The sequence below is a fragment of the Adhaeribacter terrigena genome (assembly GCF_016623615.1).
GTDB classification, from domain to species: Bacteria; Bacteroidota; Bacteroidia; order Cytophagales; family Hymenobacteraceae; genus Adhaeribacter_A; species Adhaeribacter_A terrigena.
Genome location: NZ_JAEHFX010000004.1, coordinates 12,006 through 29,037, shown reverse-complemented (window position 1 = coordinate 29,037; position 17,032 = coordinate 12,006). Strand labels below are relative to the sequence as shown.

At 48.3% G+C, this 17,032-nt stretch carries 10 protein-coding genes; 7 read left to right on the top strand and 3 right to left on the bottom strand.

Annotated elements, in window-relative coordinates; all coding sequences use genetic code 11:
- Window positions 1–57 precede the first annotated feature (57 nt).
- The gene (locus tag I5M27_RS09255; protein ID WP_200505930.1) at window positions 58–678 is read right to left on the bottom strand and encodes a redoxin domain-containing protein; all 621 of its coding nucleotides are present in this window, start codon (window positions 676–678) and stop codon (window positions 58–60) included.
- Window positions 679–1,000: 322 nt separating this feature from the next.
- Between I5M27_RS09255 and mgtE the strand changes: the two genes are divergently transcribed.
- The 6 genes from mgtE to I5M27_RS09225 all read left to right on the top strand — a co-directional run bounded on the left by mgtE (window position 1,001) and on the right by I5M27_RS09225 (window position 12,639).
- A complete protein-coding gene (gene mgtE / locus I5M27_RS09250; RefSeq protein WP_200505929.1) occupies window positions 1,001–2,377 on the top strand; it encodes a magnesium transporter in 1,377 nt (458 codons plus the stop codon).
- A gap of 942 nt (window positions 2,378–3,319) precedes the next feature.
- Complete coding sequence (locus I5M27_RS09245) at window positions 3,320–5,728, top strand: ABC transporter permease (RefSeq protein ID WP_200505928.1); 2,409 nt, start codon at window positions 3,320–3,322, stop codon at window positions 5,726–5,728.
- A gap of 203 nt (window positions 5,729–5,931) precedes the next feature.
- On the top strand, window positions 5,932–7,719 hold the full coding sequence (locus tag I5M27_RS09240) for a glycosyltransferase family protein (protein WP_200505927.1): 1,788 nt from the start codon (window positions 5,932–5,934) through the stop codon (window positions 7,717–7,719).
- A gap of 140 nt (window positions 7,720–7,859) precedes the next feature.
- Window positions 7,860–9,659, top strand: coding sequence for a glycosyltransferase family 39 protein (locus tag I5M27_RS09235; protein ID WP_200505926.1), 1,800 nt, complete (start codon window positions 7,860–7,862; stop codon window positions 9,657–9,659).
- Between the two features lie 221 nt (window positions 9,660–9,880).
- Window positions 9,881–10,273 (top strand): BlaI/MecI/CopY family transcriptional regulator, encoded by a 393-nt coding sequence (locus I5M27_RS09230; RefSeq protein WP_200505925.1) that lies wholly within the window; start codon window positions 9,881–9,883, stop codon window positions 10,271–10,273.
- The gene (locus tag I5M27_RS09225; protein ID WP_200505924.1) at window positions 10,270–12,639 is read left to right on the top strand and encodes a M56 family metallopeptidase; all 2,370 of its coding nucleotides are present in this window, start codon (window positions 10,270–10,272) and stop codon (window positions 12,637–12,639) included. The genes I5M27_RS09230 and I5M27_RS09225 overlap by 4 nt, the downstream gene beginning before the upstream one ends.
- A gap of 377 nt (window positions 12,640–13,016) precedes the next feature.
- On the opposite strand, the gene I5M27_RS09220 is transcribed toward I5M27_RS09225, so the two are convergent.
- Complete coding sequence (locus I5M27_RS09220; RefSeq protein WP_200505923.1) at window positions 13,017–13,757, bottom strand: hypothetical protein; 741 nt, start codon at window positions 13,755–13,757, stop codon at window positions 13,017–13,019.
- A gap of 193 nt (window positions 13,758–13,950) precedes the next feature.
- The gene (locus I5M27_RS09215) at window positions 13,951–14,631 is read right to left on the bottom strand and encodes a hypothetical protein (protein ID WP_200505922.1); all 681 of its coding nucleotides are present in this window, start codon (window positions 14,629–14,631) and stop codon (window positions 13,951–13,953) included.
- A 157-nt stretch (window positions 14,632–14,788) separates the two neighbouring features.
- On the opposite strand from I5M27_RS09215, the gene I5M27_RS09210 reads away from it, so the two are divergent.
- Complete coding sequence (locus tag I5M27_RS09210; protein WP_317193576.1) at window positions 14,789–16,162, top strand: deoxyguanosinetriphosphate triphosphohydrolase; 1,374 nt, start codon at window positions 14,789–14,791, stop codon at window positions 16,160–16,162.
- Window positions 16,163–17,032 lie beyond the last annotated feature (870 nt).

The following is a 17,032-nucleotide window of genomic DNA, read 5'->3' as shown; positions in this document are numbered from 1 at the left end:
GTAGCTTCTTTTATATTATTTCCCTTCAGACTTTTTCCGCCCGAAACCCTACCGTTTTTACTTATCGAATTGGTCTACTTCGCCGGCCATCCGGGCAAATACCTGTTTCCAGCTCTGGCCGTAAGGGTAAAAATCAGACCGCTCTTTGGCATCCCATTTGGCGCGCATTTCTGCAGTGTCTATTTTATAATCCGGCCTGATCTTCTGGGTAATGGCGCGCAGGTCCTGGTGCAGCTCGGCAGTAGACGGACGCCCCCAGAACCAATACCCGTTGTAGATCTTGTAAATTTTAAGGCCGGGCTCCAGCACGAACGTATGCGGGATCATAGGATTGTTATATTCGTCGGTAAATTCCTGGATCTCCAGATCCTTCATGATAACGCGGCGTTCGTCGTGCAGGAACGGCCAGTCGGCCCCCACGCCCAGGCGCAGGTCGTTGCTCAGCATTAAATTATCGGTGGTAATGGTTACCAGGCGCGTAAACCCCACGGCACATTGTTTCGAAAAAGGCACCAGGTCCAGCAGCTGCATGCGGTCTTTCGGGCACCACACCCCTCTCCCGATCATGATGATCATCGGGTCGCGGCCCTGCAGAAAAGAAAGCTTGCGCCTAACGCCAGTGTGGTCGGGCAGTTCGTAATCCGGAAAAGTGTTTCCTGCGATAATATCCGAGCGCATAATATTGTTCTTTATGAATGAAAATCAAATAAGCCGATGTTAGTCTCCGTATCCGCATAGCCTTCTCCCTTTCTTAACATAGATGCCATAGTCACATTTTTATAAACTACGCGTGGCAGCAGGCTGCAGGCAACATTAAATATAAATATTCCGCTAATCTTAGTAATTTCTAAGGCAAGGCACTTTTCCGGGCGCAAACGCTACCGTTCCGGCAGAAAAAATCCTTGGCGGCTGCACTATTTTGGGCGCCCGTAACCAGAAGTGCCCAGAACTTAATACTTTTGCGGCACCAATATTTTTTACCCGAAGATGTAGCCGCAAAATGGAGCACGCAAAGCTGGCCGAAATAAATTACCTGATCGAGGAAGGCGAATTCTATACGCTGAAAGATGTGCTGAAAGAACTGGAACCAGCCGAACTGGTAGAGATCATTCAGGAACAGGAAGAAAAAGAACAACTTATTATTTTCCGGCTGCTGCCCACCAAACTGGCCGCCCGCACCTTCGAGTACCTCGATTTCGAAACCCAGGAATATTTTATCAATACCCTGAACAACGATAAAATTGCCGCCATCCTGAACGAAATGTCGCCCGATGACCGCACGGCTTTGCTCGAATACCTGCCTAACCGCGTGGTAAAAGAACTGATCGCCATTCTTTCGGAAACCGAGCGCAAAGTTACCCTGGAGCTTTTAGGCTACCCCGAGTCGAGCGTGGGCCGCCTGGTAACGCCCGAATACGTGGCCATTAAGGAAGACATGACGGTGGAGGAAGTGATCGATCATATCCGCGCATTCGGCCGCGATTCTGAAACCATTTCGGTGCTGTACGTGGTAGATGAAAAAGGCATTTTAACCGACGACATCCGGCTGCGCGAAGTGATCTTGGCACCAAAAGGCACGGTGGTCCGCGACCTGATAGACCATAAATTTGTGGCCCTGCACGCCATGCAGGACCAGGAAGAAGCCGTGGAAATATTCCGCAAAAACGACCGCAACGCCCTGCCGGTTTTAGACGAAGAAGGTTTGCTTTTCGGCATCGTAACCATCGATGATATGCTGTCGGTGCGCGAAGAAGAAGACACCGAAGATATTCAGAAACTGGGTGGTTCCGAGGCGCTTGAAGAACCTTACCTCACCATTCCGCTTTTAGAAATGGTAAAAAAACGGGCCGGTTGGCTCGTGATCCTGCTTTTAGGCGAAATGCTTACGGCTTCGGCCATGGGTTTCTTTGAAGATGAAATTGCCAAAGCCGTAGTGCTCACTTTATTTATCCCCTTAATTATTTCCAGTGGCGGCAATACCGGTTCGCAGGCCACCACGCTAATTATTCGTGCCATGGCCATTGGCGAAGTTTACCTGTCGGATTGGTGGCGGGTGATGCGGCGTGAACTGATCTTAGGCTTAATGCTGGGGGTCATTCTGGGGGTAATCGGTTTCCTGCGCATTCTTATCTGGGCGAAGTTTATGGATTCGTACGGTCCGCATTGGCTGGGAATTGCTTATACGGTTGGTTTTTCTTTGGTGGGCGTGGTTTTATGGGGCTCGCTGGCGGGTTCTATGTTGCCTATCCTGCTTAAAAAATTAAAGCTCGATCCGGCCACTTCATCCGCGCCATTTGTAGCTACATTGGTAGACGTAACTGGTCTGGTTATTTATTTTTCGTTCGCGTTTTTCTTTTTAAGAGGAACGTTGCTGTAGTTTTTAAGCCTGAAATGATATCGTTTTTCCTCCGTCATCCCGACGACAGGAGGGATTTCATCTGGTTGGAAGTAATCTTTACTTTTTAAGCCGGAAAGGATAGCGTTTTCATAGTGGGCTTTCAACTTTTAACTCATAACTATTAACTCACAACTTTCATAGTTAGCTTTCTCCCTCAAGCCGGGTGGCTTCGTTTCTGCGTTCGCGGCTGCAACCTTACCTGCCCTACCGGGCTGGCTAAAGCCACCGGTAAGCTTGGAGGCCGCTCTCACAGAAACTGGTATCATGCTCCTTTGTGGCTTGCTTCTTTTTATTCTAGCTTCCTTCAGACCTTGATCTTCAGGATACGCTGCGCTGGCGGAATGCGTGAAACAACCAACAGCTCCCTTCCTTGAAAAGGAGGGGAGCTGTTGGTTGCCAACTTTAATTTCAGAAATTAATCCTCAAACCAAGGAACCTGAAACGCTATGCTTTTAAGCTCCAAAACTCAATGGAAGCGGTGCAGCAGCTCCCCTCCTTACCAAGGAGGGGCTGGGGGTGGTTAACTACGTTATCTGATAAAAGTAGCTGATTTAGCTATTTAGACAAGGTCAATTCTGCCAATTTTTTAATTCTGAAAATCCTAATTCAGACAAAAATCCTGTCCATCCCAAAAATCCTGAGAATCGTGTTCAGACTTCATTGCCGTCTGCTTTAGCTGACGGCTTAGCTCCCTATCCTGATTTAGGGGAGAATTGGGCTAGGGTACCGTCCAAAACCGGATAAACTACTGTTTGAAAACGGACACTAACTTCTTCCAATTCAACCAAGAAACCACTTTTTCAGCCCAAAAACATAGCGTTTTCAGCGTGGCATATTTCGTGTAAGCAGTATAAAACCCGGGCGAAGCGTTTGCTTTCTGCTTCGGTTTTTTGCCCTTTTCACCTACCGTTTTTTGCTGCTATGCTGAAGAATTATTTCAAGACTGCTTACCGCAATCTGCTGCGCCACAAGTTCTATTCGGCCATTACCATTCTGGGGCTGGCTACGGGCATTGCGTGTTTCCTGCTTATTTTCATGTTCATTCAGGATGAAGTGCGCTACGATAAATTCCATAGCAAAGCCGACCGCATTTACCGCATGGTGGGCAAACTCGATTCGGAAGAAGGCCAGGGCGAAGAATCGAGCAGCAATCCGCCGCCGGTAGCCCAGGCCCTTAAAACTGATTACCCGCATTTAATTGAGGAGACGGTCCGCTTTTTTAATTTTCAGCAACCTACCTTAACCTTAGAATTAGAAGAGAAAAAGATCAACGAAAAGCACCTGTTCTTTGCCGATTCCACGCTTTTTAAGGTTTTTGATTTTCCGCTGGCAAAGGGAAACCCGGAGAAGGCTTTAGCAGAACCAAACAGCATTGTGCTCACGCAAAAACTGGCGGAAAAATATTTCGGCGACGAAGACCCGCTGGGTAAAGTGCTGAAATTTGAAGGCCAGTTCAACCTGAAAGTAACCGGCGTTCTTGCGGAAATTGAACACCCCACGCATATCCCGTTCGAAGGCTTAATTTCTTTCCGGACCGCGTATGTAATGAGCCCGAACCTGGATAAGAACTGGGTCTGGAACCCTGCCTGGACGTATATTTTGCTTAAAGACGGCGTGAGCCCGGAAGAGCTGGAAGCCCAATTCCCGAACTTTATTAAAAAATACTACCCGGAATTTGTGCAGCCGCAGATCACGCATTATTTGCAGCCGCTCAAAAGCATTCACCTCCACTCCGACCTGGATTACGAAATGCAACCCAACGGCGACATCAACAATATTTTTATTTTCGGGGTGATCGGTATTTTTATCCTGGTTATTGCCTGCATCAATTTTATGAACCTGGCTACCGCGCGCGCCGCCGGCCGGGCCAAAGAAGTGGGCATCCGGAAAGTTTCCGGCGCGTACCGTTCGCAGCTGATCGGGCAGTTTTTAGCCGAAGCGGTTTTGCTTAGTTTCCTGGCTGTAATGCTGGCGCTGGCTTTGGTCGAAATTCTGTTGCCGGTTTTCAGCGAAGTTTCGGGTAAAGCGCTCGACGCGAATATATTCACCAACCCGGCCTTACTCGTTGGCTTATTGCTGATCGGGTTGCTTACGGGTTTGGTTTCGGGCTTGTATCCGGCATTTTTCCTGTCGGCCTTTGAGCCGGTAAAAGTATTGAAAGGCAGCGCTGCCAAAGCGGGTTCGGGAAGTGCGGTTTTGCGCAAGAGCCTGGTAGTTTTGCAGTTCGCCATTTCGCTTGGTTTGATCGTGGGCACGTTCGTAATAAACCGGCAGCTGCAATACATGCGTTCCGTAGACCTGGGCTTTAAGAAAGAACAGGTATTGATTTTGCCGCTCCGGCCGCCACTGGCGCCTAAAACCCAGGCCCTGACCGACGAACTGCTGCGCAACAAGAACATTACGAGCGTAACCACCATGAACGAAATTCTGGGCGAAAACCACAACACCCACGAATTTAATTACGAAGGCATGGAACGCGGCAAATGGATCTATTTCCCGGCGCTGATTATTAACGAAGATTTCGTAAAGACCTTGGGCCTGCAACTCGTAGCCGGCCGCGATTTCAGCAAAACCCACCAGCGCGACGACTCTTTAGGTTTGCTTATAAACGAAGCCATGGTAAAACACCTGGGCTGGGGCACGCCGGAAAACGCAATCGGCAAACGCTTCGATACGCCGGGCGGCTCGGAAAAAGTGATCGGGGTGGTAAAGGATTTCAATTTCGTTTCGGTAGCCAATAATATCGGGCCGTTCGTGCTGGATCTGCCGCACCGCAGACATTCTTTCTTCTGGAAAAAGTATTTAGCGCTGCGCATTTCCCCGGAAAATCACGAACAAACCATGGCGCACGTGGAACAGGTTTGGGGCAAATTCTCGCCGCAATTCCCGCTGGAATATTTCTTCCTCGACCAGCGCCTGAACCAGCAATATCGGACGCAGGAAAACCTGGGCAAACTGGTGGGTTATTTTTCTATTCTGGCTATTATGATCGCGTGTTTAGGGTTGTTTGCGCTGGCTTCTTTTACCGCGCAGCAGCGCACCAAAGAGATCGGTATCCGAAAAGTGATGGGCGCTTCGGTGCGGAGCATTGTGTACCTGCTTACCAAAGATTTTGTAAAACTGGTGATGCTGGCGGCTTTAATCGCCTTTCCGGTGGCTTATTTTGGCATGCACCACTGGCTCCGGAATTTTGCGTACCGCGTACCGATCCCGGTCTGGGTTTTCGTGCTGGCTGGTTTTCTGGGTTTGCTCATTGCCGTGCTTACCGTAAGTTACCAGGCCATAAAAGCGGCCTATACCAACCCGGTAAAAAGCCTGAAGTGGGAATAAATTTTTGCCCTGAAATAAACGATTTTTGCTTTCACACTTTTCACACCCGAAACCATAGCGTTTTTAATTTAAGGCCGCATTGGTTTAAAGCACCTGGCTTTACTTGCCGGGTGCTTTTACTTTTTCCACCTGAAAGCCTGGCGTTTTGGCAAACTGTGAACCGAAGCAATTTGGGTAAAGGAATTTGAGTAGTTTTGCTTTTGATGCAGAACGATTACAGACAGGTTTTACGCTATGGTTTGGGAATGCTGGCAGTGGCGGCCGGGTTTCTGCTGCTATTCTTTTTAAGCTGGAGCTACCAGGAACTGCAGCCGGTTTTTGCCGCTTTCAATTCCGACAAACCCTGGCTGGCCGAAGGCCTGGTAGAAATAAAACATACGTTCGGAATTTCGGAAACGGTTTATACCATGACCAAAGCCGGCGTGGCAGTTTTGTTTGCGGGCTGCATTTTTTTGCTTTACCGCTTACGATCCACTTCGCACGCCTCTTTTTTTTCAGCTTTCCTTCCTTCAGAAACGGTAGCTTTTTTCGGGCAAAAACTGCGGAAGCAATGGCAGCAATTACCCGCTTTTGAAAAAAAGCTGCTGCTCGTTACCATTTTAACGCTTACCGCCGTGCGCCTGTACCTGCTTCACCTCTACGAATATGAAATAGACGAAGCTTCGGCTTATTTTTTATTTCTGTACCGCGGCTGGCCCGGCGTAATTACCTATTATGCCATCCCGAACAATCACATTTTTTATTCCCTGCTGTGCCTGCCTTTGCTTTCGGTTTTTCAGGATCCGTACTGGGCCTATAAATTACCGACGCTCCTTATCAGCACCCTGGGGTTTCCGGTTTTGTATCTGGCGGTGCGGTCGGTTTTTAAATTCGGCATTACTTTTTTTGCCGTAACGGGGCTTAGTTTTTCGTACCACTTGCTGTATTATGCCGTGCATGGCCGGGGGTATTCCCTGCTGCTCTTATGTACCGCTTTTGCTTTTATTGCCATCCTGAAATTATACGAAGGCCGGCAAAATGATTACTGGCTGGCTTTCCTGGTTTGCACCGTAACTGGCTTTTACACCGTTCCGGTTTTCCTGTATCCGTTTGCCGGCATTTCGGTGTTCGCCTTTCTGGCTTTTATTTATTCGAAAAATTACCGGGCCTTACGGCAGTTCATGATCGTTGCTTTTTTTGCCGGAATTACTACCCTTTTGCTTTACCTGCCGGTAATTCTGGTAAGCAGCCCGGAACTGCTGTTCAGCAATGTTTATGTGGTGCGGCAACCCTACGCGGTTATGTTCAGCAAACTCAGCTTTTTCTTTCCGTTTACCCAGGGCTCGGTTCTGGGGCAGGAAAGCAAGAGCGCGTATTTGTGGCTGCTGGCGATTTTAAGCCTGTTTCTGTTATTGATCTTCCGCAGGAAAGCGACAGGTTTCTGGCAATATACCGGCCTGCAACCGGTTTACCTCATTTGGATTTTATGCGGCGCGCTGGTACCCTGGATGCTGATCTTTGTGCAGGGTGTTTTACCGCCGGAACGCACCTGGACCTACAAAGCCTTCTCCGATTTTCTGGCCGTTGCCGTTTTGCTGCAAATTCTGTTTTACTTTTCCCTGCGGAAGCGCAAGAAACTAACTGCTGTAATGGTGGTGCTTTTTATGGCCTTTTACGGAACCTACGAAACCGTTAAACACTGGCGCAACCACCAGGTGCCGCACACCAGCAGCGCTCCATTCTACGAAATTCTTACGGCTATCCGGCAGCAACCCGACCCGGTTATTTACACTTCCGATGGCTACTACAGTTTCTTTATCCGTTACGATTTTTTAGCCCACGCAAAGCGCCCGCCGGTAATGGATGAGTTTCAGACAGAGCCCGGAAAAAACTACAACGTGCTGATCTTAAGCCGTACCAATCCGGTAAAAACGAACCTGGATCTTGCGCGTTTCCGCCTGATCCATGAGGATAATTTTGTGCAGGTCTATTTTCTGAAACGTCCGAAGTAATTTATCTGAGCACTAAATTTCAGAACAAATCAGGAAATTATACAGCAATGTGGAGTGGCACTTTTTCAACCAAAAAGCATAGCGTTTTAACTGCTTCTTACATTACGGCGCCTGCATAAATTTCTGTAGTTTTGTTACCCATGCAGCCTGAATACCGACAGCTCTTACGTTATGGTTTTGGAATACTATCAGCGGTAGCCGGCTTGCTACTGGTTTTCTTTGCGGCAAATGCATTTCTCACGTTTGAGCAGCTTTTCGAAGTCTTCCGCTATGAAATAAGATTTACCGGCAACCCTTACCCATTTGGTTTTTCTTTCCGTACCTACCAGATCGTTATAAGTTCGTTGGCCTTTCTCACGCTGGGCAGTTGGTTTTTATTTTACTTTTTCCGGCCGCCGGCCGTACTGAATCTTGCTGAAGCCTTTGGCCTGCATTTAAAAACGCTAGGGTTTCCGCTTAAAAAACTCCGGCAGCAATGGACTTTACTGCCCACCTGGGAAAAAAAAGTATTGCTGGTTACTGGCGTTTTATTGGTAGCAACCCGAATTTACCTGCTCCGCCTGCACCCGGTAATTACCGACGAAGCCGCTACGTATTTGCTTTTTGTTTCCAAAGGCCTGAAAGGAAGCCTTACGTATTACCCGCTGCCGAATAACCACATTTTGTATTCAGTTTTATGCCTGCCCTTTGATCTTATTATCGGGAAAGCGTATTGGGTTTTAAAATTGCCCGCTTTGCTGATCAGTTTAGCCTTGTTTCCGGTGGTGTATTTAGGGCTGCGTTCGGTTTTTAAATTTCCGGTGGCTTTTATTGCGGCAGTGGGCTGCGCATTTTCCAATTATGCACTCTATTATGCCGTGCATGGCCGCGGGTATACGCTTTTACTTTTCTGCACTGCAATCGCTTCGCTGGCTATGCTCAAAATTGTGCAGCAAAGAGCACCGGTTTACTGGTTTATTTTTATGCTGGCCAGCGTTGCCGGTTTCCTAACCATTCCGGTTTTTCTGTATCCGTTTGCGTCGCTGGTTCTTTTTGGAGCTACGTATTTTCTTTTCGTCAGGAATTTTTGCGGGTTTCAGCATTTAATAATTGCCTGCCTTTTTATCGGCAGTGTTACCGCGCTCCTATACCTGCCAGCCATGCTCGTGAGTGGCGGCAGCCAGCTTTACGGCAACGATTACGTGCAGGCAGGCGACCGGCAAACGGTTCTTGCGAAACTGCCGTTTTACATAAGCTATATGCACGGCGCCATGCTCGGGCAGGAAACGCTGGGCAAATATGTCTGGCTCTTGGGCATAGGTGTATTCCTTTTCCTGCTCCTTTTCCGGCGCCGGCTGACCGCAGTTTATGAGAAGGCGGCAATCGAGCCGGTCATTCTCGGCTGGGTGGTTTGCGGTTCGCTGCTGCCATTTCTGTTTCTGGTCCTCCATGGCGTGATGCCGCCGGAAAGGATCTGGTTGTTTCTGGTTTTTGCTGATTTTCTGATGCTGGGCATATTGTTTCAGGTAACTGTAAGTTTTCTTTCCGCAAAATACCAAAAAACCGCACCGGTATTTACCGTGGCTTTCATGGCGCTCTTTGCAGGCTATCAGCTAGCAAAACAGCAGCGCGACGCGGGTACGGATCATTCCCAAAGCAAAATAGTAGAAAACGCACTCCGGAACATCCATCCCTATGGCTACCGCACCGTTTTCTCGAATTGTAATGCCTATGGCATGAACGTGATCTACGAATTCCTTTACTCCGGGGAAGGCGATTACGTTTTCGATGAAAATACACCAAAGCCCGGCCGCCAATACGACGTGGTTATTGTAGGAACTGAAAATCCTGCTCCGGTACCATTCGGTCTTTCCGGTTACTTTCTATTCCATGATGATCCGCGGATGAAAATATATTTCCGCCGGAAACCGCAAACGCAGATCCCCGTTCCCGCAAAATAATGCGTTCGAAAACGCTATGCTTTTGCCCTTAAAAATTCTCGGCAGCGCTAAAACAACCTTTCTACTCAGATTCTTCCCTCCGGAATTTACTTGCGAACCGTTGCGGCTAAACCAGCCCGGATTTTATTTACGAAATTTTTCGTATAAACATTTGACCTTTTACGAAAAGCTTCGTACAATTGCATACGAAAACATTCGTACGCTTTAAACATACCTTTCTGATGGCTGAGAAAACAACCCATATCAAACCTACCGAGTCGGAGCTCGAAATTTTGCAGGTACTCTGGCAACACGGGCCCAATACGGTGCGTTTCGTGAACGACGAACTATCAAAAAGCAAGGAAACCGGTTATACTACTACCTTAAAGCTGATGCAGATCATGCACGAAAAGGGTATGGTAAACCGCGATGAAAGTGGCCGTTCGCACATTTACAGCGCCGCCATTACCGAAACCGCTACCCAGAAACAACTCCTCGACCGGTTTTTAGACACCGCTTTCCGGGGTTCGGCTTTAAAACTGGTAATGCAGGCGCTGGGCAATAAAAAAACCTCGCAGCAGGACTTAAATGAAATACGGAATTTATTGGATAACCTTAAAAAAGAAGAAAAATGAAATACGCAGACACTTTTCTTTCGCAGGAGCTTACCCAGGCTTTGGGCTGGACGCTGCTGCATTCGCTCTGGCAAGGGGCACTCGTAGCGCTGGCGCTTTCGGTGGTGCTGGTTTTCCTGAACCGGCATTCGGCACAGGTGCGGTATTTTATTTCGGTTACGGCGCTTTTTACCACGCTGGCGCTGGCCATTTTTACGTTCTTCAGCCTTTACCGCGAGCCCGTAAAAATTACCGAAACCGCCCCGCTAAGCACTTTTTCATCCCCAAACCCTGCCGTTTCAACCGCTGCTATCGCTTCAGAAGCCTGGTACGAAAGCCTGCCGTTTGCCGATTTTTTTGCCACGTATTTCGAAAAACATTTGCCGCTGATCGTTACCATCTGGTTTATGGGTTTGCTTATAATGGCGCTGAAAATGCTGGGTGGCCTGGCTTACGTGCAGCGTTTAAAACATTACCAGGCAAAACCGCTGGGCTTGCGCTGGCAGAATAAACTAAGCGAATTGCAGGGAAAACTCAACTTCCCCAAACCGGTGGCCTTGCTGGAATCGTTGCAGGTAAAAGTACCGGTGGCCATTGGTTACCTGAAACCCGTAATTCTGGTGCCGATAGGCGCGGTAAACGGGTTAACCGAAAAGCAGGTGGAAGCCATTTTAGCGCACGAACTGGCCCATATTTACCGCCACGATTACGTTTTCAACCTGGTGCAGTCGGTAGTGGAAACCATCTTTTTCTATCATCCGGCCATGTGGTGGATCAGTGCCAGCGTGCGGGCCGAACGCGAAAACTGCTGCGACGATATTGCCCTGAATCTGTGCGGCGATTCCATTGCATTTGCGGGGGCTTTGGCCGAACTGGAAGAAATGAATTTTGCCGCCGGTCCGGCTATGGCCATGGCTTTTAACGGCAAGCGCGGCACCTTGCTCGGTCGCATCAAACGCCTGCTGCACCAGCCGCGCCGCAGTGCCAGTTTTTCCGAAGGCTTTATTGCTGCCTGCATTTTAATGGTGAGCATCAGCGCTATTTCCTTAAGTGCCATGGCGCAACTGAACCCATCCTTCGAAGAGTTTCCATATTACGTAGGCAGCATTCCGGCGCAAAAACCAGCCGCAGACCTGGAAGCAAAAGCCACTCCTATAAATAAAGGTGTGCAGGAAGTTTCGGCAGAACCGGCCAGGCGCACTGCCCCCGAATTTGCCAGCGACCTGGAAGCCCAGGGCTACAGTCTTTCGGTTTCGGTGGCCCCGGAGGGCGACGGCGAAGACATTATTATTGTGAAGGACCGGAAAGGCAACATTGCGAAACTGTACGTGAACGGCAAAAAAGTACGCAAAAAAGACATGGCCTCGTTTCAGAAAATAATTGATGAGCGCCAGATGCTGGGTGGAAAAGATAAACGGAAGAAAAAAGAATATGCCTCGAAAGAGGAAGTGAAGGAAGCCCGCAAAGCGCTCAAGAATATGCCGGACGTGCAGGTTTATTCTGCCCCGCAGCCCCGCGTTTACGTGTATGGCACCCCGGAAATTCATACCAGGCCGCAGTTCAATTCCCGGCACCGCAATTATGTACCTTCGCCGCCTGCTCCGCACGCCCCGCTTGCACCGCCTGCTCCTCCCGTGCCGTTAGCCCCGCTGGCGCCTATGGCACCTATGGCCCCAGTAGCCCCGTTACCCAATGCTTCCGCCGAAGATAAAAAGGAATACGAACAGGAACTGAAGGAATACGAGGCTGAAATGAAGGAGTATGAACAGGAAATAAAGGAATATGAAGTTGAAATGAAAGCGTATTCTGAAAACAGCGGCGACGAATGGAAGGAATACGAGAAAGAAATGGAAGAATACGGCCGGGAAATGGAGAAATTCAGCCGGGAGATGTCGGTTTACGGCAAAGACCTGGCTAAAAATATCCGCAAGCAGGTTTACGTATCAGTTCCGGACAACGAAGAATTGGAAAACCTCCGCAGAGATGCCCGCGAAAGAACTGTGGAAATCAGAAACCATGCTGCCAAAGACCGCGAAATTGCCGCCCGGGACCGCAGCAGGGCTTTAGAACGAAGCGCGAAAGAACGGGAAAAAGCGGCCGAAGCAAGAGCCAAAGCATCCGAAGCAAGAGCCAAGGCGGCTGAAACCAGAGCCAAAGCCGCTAAAGAACGAAGCCAGAAACTGGAGCAGATTAAAACCGAACTCCGGAAAGACAAACTGATAGGAGAAAAAGACAAGAAGTTTAATTACCGGATCAGCAACGATGGCCTCTATATTAATGGCAAAAAGCAACCGCAAGCTACGTTCGAGAAATATAAAAAGCGGTTTCACCCGGGCCTGGAAAAGAGTGGAAAATTCAGTGAAGTTTATAATATAAGCGAAGATTAGTATTCAGTTTGTTTTGGGTGTTTTAAAAAGGGAGGCATAAATGGTGCTTCCCTTTTTTATTTCTGAGCTTGTAGTTTTATTGCTGGCAAGGAATAAAACCACATTCGTTTTAAACTGCCAACCTTATAATTCCCGCAGAAGCTTATGATTTACTAGCACTGAACGCACAGGTTTCTTCCGGAATGACAAAAAGGGCCTTATTATTCAAAATAAAGTTATCCTGTTACCTGTTCGATTTAGATTAGAAGGCAAAGTAGCTGCAAAAGAAAAGACAGGATAAAATACCCTGTCTTTTCGTTATTAACCCTTCCGAGGTTATGATTCTGTAAGCCGGATAATACGCATATCTGACTTTTTATGCCTGAAAGCCTGGCGTTTTAAAGCGCAGCCTGCATAGGCAAAAATGCTTTGGTCAGCTTCCGTTCCGGTTTGTCGCCGGTTCTCAGCGCCGGAGACTGGGCCAGAAAATTCGGTTCGGCCAGCGCTATAAAAGGCGAAACGTTTAATATACTGGTCATTTGCAGCGCGTTGCCGGCTGAATGCTTATCGGCGCTTAATAAGTAGGTTTCATCCCACAGATTGGTAACAATGGTGGTGCGGGTCATGCGGGCCAGTCGCTGCAATTGCGGATAATAAGAAGCGTCTTTGAGGGTTACCATGATCTCATTGGTTTGCCCGATCCAGGCCAGAATTCCGTTCGGATCGTCGAAAACCGGGCCGGCAAAATTAACCTGCCGTTTTCTCTCGAGGCTGTTGATCATACTGGATACCGAAGCGCAGGTAGCGGTGCTGTTGAGCTTTACAATGGTGATGATCCCGGAATCGGAAAAAAAATCGCCGTCCAGCTGCTCGAAAATGTTGTATTGCGAAAGCATGGCCTGCTGCTGCGCCAGCGTTACGTTACTATTAAAACCGATGAGCACATAATCGGTGCGCACATTGCCTAATTGCACAATTCCGGTTTTGGTTAAATAAAACTGAGAAACACAGCCGTTGGTGCGGGCTTCATCAGCCGGGGTAGCGGCGAGCGCACCGTCTGGCGCAATGGTTTCTTTCTGACATGAAATAAGTATGAGCGCCAAAAGGCCCAGGTAGGCTAAGTAGATAAGTCGTTTCATAGGTATAGGGCAGTTACTGGTGAGATACTACCCATTTTACGGCGACCGGCTCCGAAATGGCTGAAAATTTCGGAATTATTTTTACTCCATGTTAATTTTAATATATAGATTATCAGTCAGTTATACGCCAAGCAATCAGTTTTAGCATGCTTTACCATAGCGTTTTAACAAAGAAAAAAAGCTGGTTGTGTTCTTAATTTTGCGGATTTGCCAGGTAAAAATCGGGCTCGGAACTTTGCACGTAAGGCTGCTCGTGAAAGTAATTAGCCATTTCCAGGGTATTGCCCTGGGCGGTTTTGGTAGCCTGCACCAGGAAAGTGGTTTCACCCAGCGGGTCGAGCATTTTGGTTTTGGTTTCTGCCAGTGTTTTTTCAAACATCGCTTTGTCTTCCACACGTTTCAGGGTTACAATAAATTCCGACGTAATGCCCACCCAGGCATAAGCATTTCCCAGGGTAGCTGGCGATTTAAAAGTTGGATTGGCAAAAGTAACTTCGGGAAGCTGCTGCAGTTTTTTAGCCGTGGCCAGGGCCTGCGGACAGGAAGTGGCGGGCTTGAGTTTCACGATGGTAAATGTGCCGGCCACCGAACGCTGCTCAGAACCAAGTTCCGCAAATTCTTTAAACCGGCTCAGTATTTTCCGCTGGTTTTCAGCCGTTTGTCCTTCGGCAAAACTTACCAGTAAAACGGTAGGGTTCACCTGCATGGTAATTTTCTCCTGGTTGTAGTAATAGAAGAATTCGGGACAGGTTTGCGAAACAGCTTCGGCGGCAGTGGCGGAAGCGGGTTGCATGTCGTTGCTTTTGGCGGCGGGCTTGCTGCAACTTAAAAACGCTATGAAAACGGGCAGAAAAACTAAAAGGCGGTTTCGCATAAAATTCGGGGCTAAAAACGGTAGGGTTAGGGGCGCAAAAAGTAAACCAGCCCAAAACCGGAAAGTTTACTGCCCTTTTTACGGAAAAACAGCCGCAGGTTTGCAGCTTTGCGTGGCTTGCCGTAGCTTCGGAGCATATTTCTGAAAATCTGCGCGTATGGAGCCAATGCACTGGGAAAAACTGCTTTCAAAAAAACGTTTCGAAGACCAAGCCAAACACCACGAAGCCGACGAATCGGTGCGGGGGGAATTTCAGCGCGATTACGACCGCATCGTTTTTTCTTCGGCGTTCCGGCGGCTGCAAAACAAAACCCAGGTAATGCCCCTGCCCGAAAGCGATTTTGTGCACACCCGCCTCACGCATAGTTTAGAAACCAGCTGCGTAGGCCGGAGCCTGGGCCGCATTGCTGGCAAAAGCATCGTAGAACGCCACCCGGAACTTACGCAGCAGAAAAACATTTCCGATAACGATTTCGGCGATGCGGTGGCTGCCGCCTGCCTGGCGCACGACATCGGCAACCCGCCTTTCGGACATTCCGGCGAAGATGCTATCTCGGCTTATTTCCAGAGTTCGGAATCGGCGCCTTTTCTGCGCAATTTATCGGAAGCTGAAAAAGCCGATCTGCAGCGCTTTGAAGGCAACGCCGCCGGTTTCCGGATCCTGACGCATACCTACCCGGCGCAGTGCGACACGCCCGGCGGTTTGCGCTTAACCTACACCACACTGGCCACCTTCACCAAATACCCGAAAGAAAGCGTGCCGCATTTTCCGGGTTCGCGGTTTTGCTCTGAAAAGAAGTACGGTTTTTTCCAATCAGAGAAAGAGCGTTTCAGCCACATTGCCACCGAACTGGGTCTGCTCCGGAAAAGCTCCGAATCGGGCGTATTCTTTCACCGCCATCCGCTGGCATTTTTAGTAGAAGCCGCCGACGATATTTGCTACCGCATTGTAGACTTTGAAGATGGCTGCAAACTGGGTTTAATTCCGGCTACGGAAGGCAAAAAACTGTTAAAAGACCTGCTGGAAGAACCGGAAGGCAAAGTTTCCCGCATCAATTTTTCGGATTGGCGCGAGGAAATAGGCTTCTTGCGGGCCCGGATCATCGGAAAATTGATTGCCGAATCGGCGGAGATCTTTTTGCGCGAGGAAAAGGCCATTTTAGCCGGGAATTTCGACAAAGCCCTGATCGGGGAATTAAGCTGCAAACCAGCCCTGGATGAGATCAAGAAACTTTCCATTCAGAAGATCTATCAGAACCGGCCGGTGCTGGAAATTGAAGCGGCTGGTTTTGAAGTCTTAGGCGGCTTGCTCGACGTTTTCCTGCACGCAGTTTTCTTTCCGCAATCGCGCCGCAACCAGAAAATGCTCGACCTTATTCCCGATCAGTTCGTTGGGCCGGACCGCAAGATCAGTGCTTCCGATTACGAAAAGATCCTGAACGTTACCGATTTCATTTCGGGCTTAACCGACCAGGCCGCGATTACGCTGTATAGGAAGATTAAAGGGATCTCGCTGCCGAAAATGTATTGATGGGTTGTTTTAAAGCAGTTTTTAAGTGCAAAGGGATACCGTTTTTTTATCGTCATTTCGACGAAAGGAGAGATCTATTTAAGTTAATAAGAAAGTTTATTAATGAGTTTTTGAGCTTGAAAGCATATCGTTTTTATAGCTTGCTTCTTTTTTACCTAATTCCCTTTTGCTTTCAATTAAGCTTTCTCCCTCCAGCCGGGTGGCTTCATTTAGCTACGCTGAATCTCCGATTTCTGCGTTCGCGGCTGCAACCCTTCCTGCCCTTGCGGGCTGCCTGTGGCACCGGAAGTCTTGGAGGCCGCTCTCACAGAAACTAGTGTCAGCTTCCCTTCGTAGCTCGCGTCTTTTTAGTTTAGTTTTCCGGATAACGTAATTTTCAGGGTACGCTGCGCTGGCGATAGGCGTGTGAAATCTTGTTTATTAAATCCTGCCTTCTTAATCCTTATAATCTCTTCAATCCTGAAAATCGTGTTCAAACAATAATGTGAAAGGGCCCCCTCAAGAAGTGCTATTACAAAGAAATCCTTACAGCAAATTCTATTTGTTGATTCTGATAATTCTTTAATTGGCTACGCCGAACATCGTTTCTGAAAATTCTGATTCAGACAAAAATCCTGTCAATCCCATAAATCCCTGAAATCGTGTTCAGACAAAGATCCTGATCCGGGCAAGGAAGGTGTCGTTCAGCCAAAACAGGAAACTACAACTTTGCTAAAAGCGCTATCATTTTTTACTAAAAAACTAATAAAAACGGCTTCCGACAGAAAATTCTGAAAAAAAGTTCCAGTTTTTTTTGCCCTTTTTTAGTTCACGCCTTGTTTTGCACCACAACCGGAAAAATGTACGCTCATGCGCCGTATGGAAACATCT

Excerpts from the sequence above, each read along its gene's own strand:
- mgtE (WP_200505929.1), top strand. The coding sequence starts at position 1,001 with ATGGAGCACGCAAAGCTGGCCGAAATAAATTACCTGATCGAGGAAGGC.
- I5M27_RS09225 (WP_200505924.1), top strand. The coding sequence starts at position 10,270 with ATGAAATACGCAGACACTTTTCTTTCGCAGGAGCTTACCCAGGCTTTG.
- I5M27_RS09215 (WP_200505922.1), bottom strand. The coding sequence starts at position 14,631 with ATGCGAAACCGCCTTTTAGTTTTTCTGCCCGTTTTCATAGCGTTTTTA.
- I5M27_RS09230 (WP_200505925.1), top strand. The coding sequence starts at position 9,881 with ATGGCTGAGAAAACAACCCATATCAAACCTACCGAGTCGGAGCTCGAA.
- I5M27_RS09220 (WP_200505923.1), bottom strand. The coding sequence starts at position 13,757 with ATGAAACGACTTATCTACTTAGCCTACCTGGGCCTTTTGGCGCTCATA.
- I5M27_RS09235 (WP_200505926.1), top strand. The coding sequence starts at position 7,860 with ATGCAGCCTGAATACCGACAGCTCTTACGTTATGGTTTTGGAATACTA.
- I5M27_RS09210 (WP_317193576.1), top strand. The coding sequence starts at position 14,789 with ATGGAGCCAATGCACTGGGAAAAACTGCTTTCAAAAAAACGTTTCGAA.
- I5M27_RS09255 (WP_200505930.1), bottom strand. The coding sequence starts at position 678 with ATGCGCTCGGATATTATCGCAGGAAACACTTTTCCGGATTACGAACTG.
- I5M27_RS09245 (WP_200505928.1), top strand. The coding sequence starts at position 3,320 with ATGCTGAAGAATTATTTCAAGACTGCTTACCGCAATCTGCTGCGCCAC.
- I5M27_RS09240 (WP_200505927.1), top strand. The coding sequence starts at position 5,932 with ATGCAGAACGATTACAGACAGGTTTTACGCTATGGTTTGGGAATGCTG.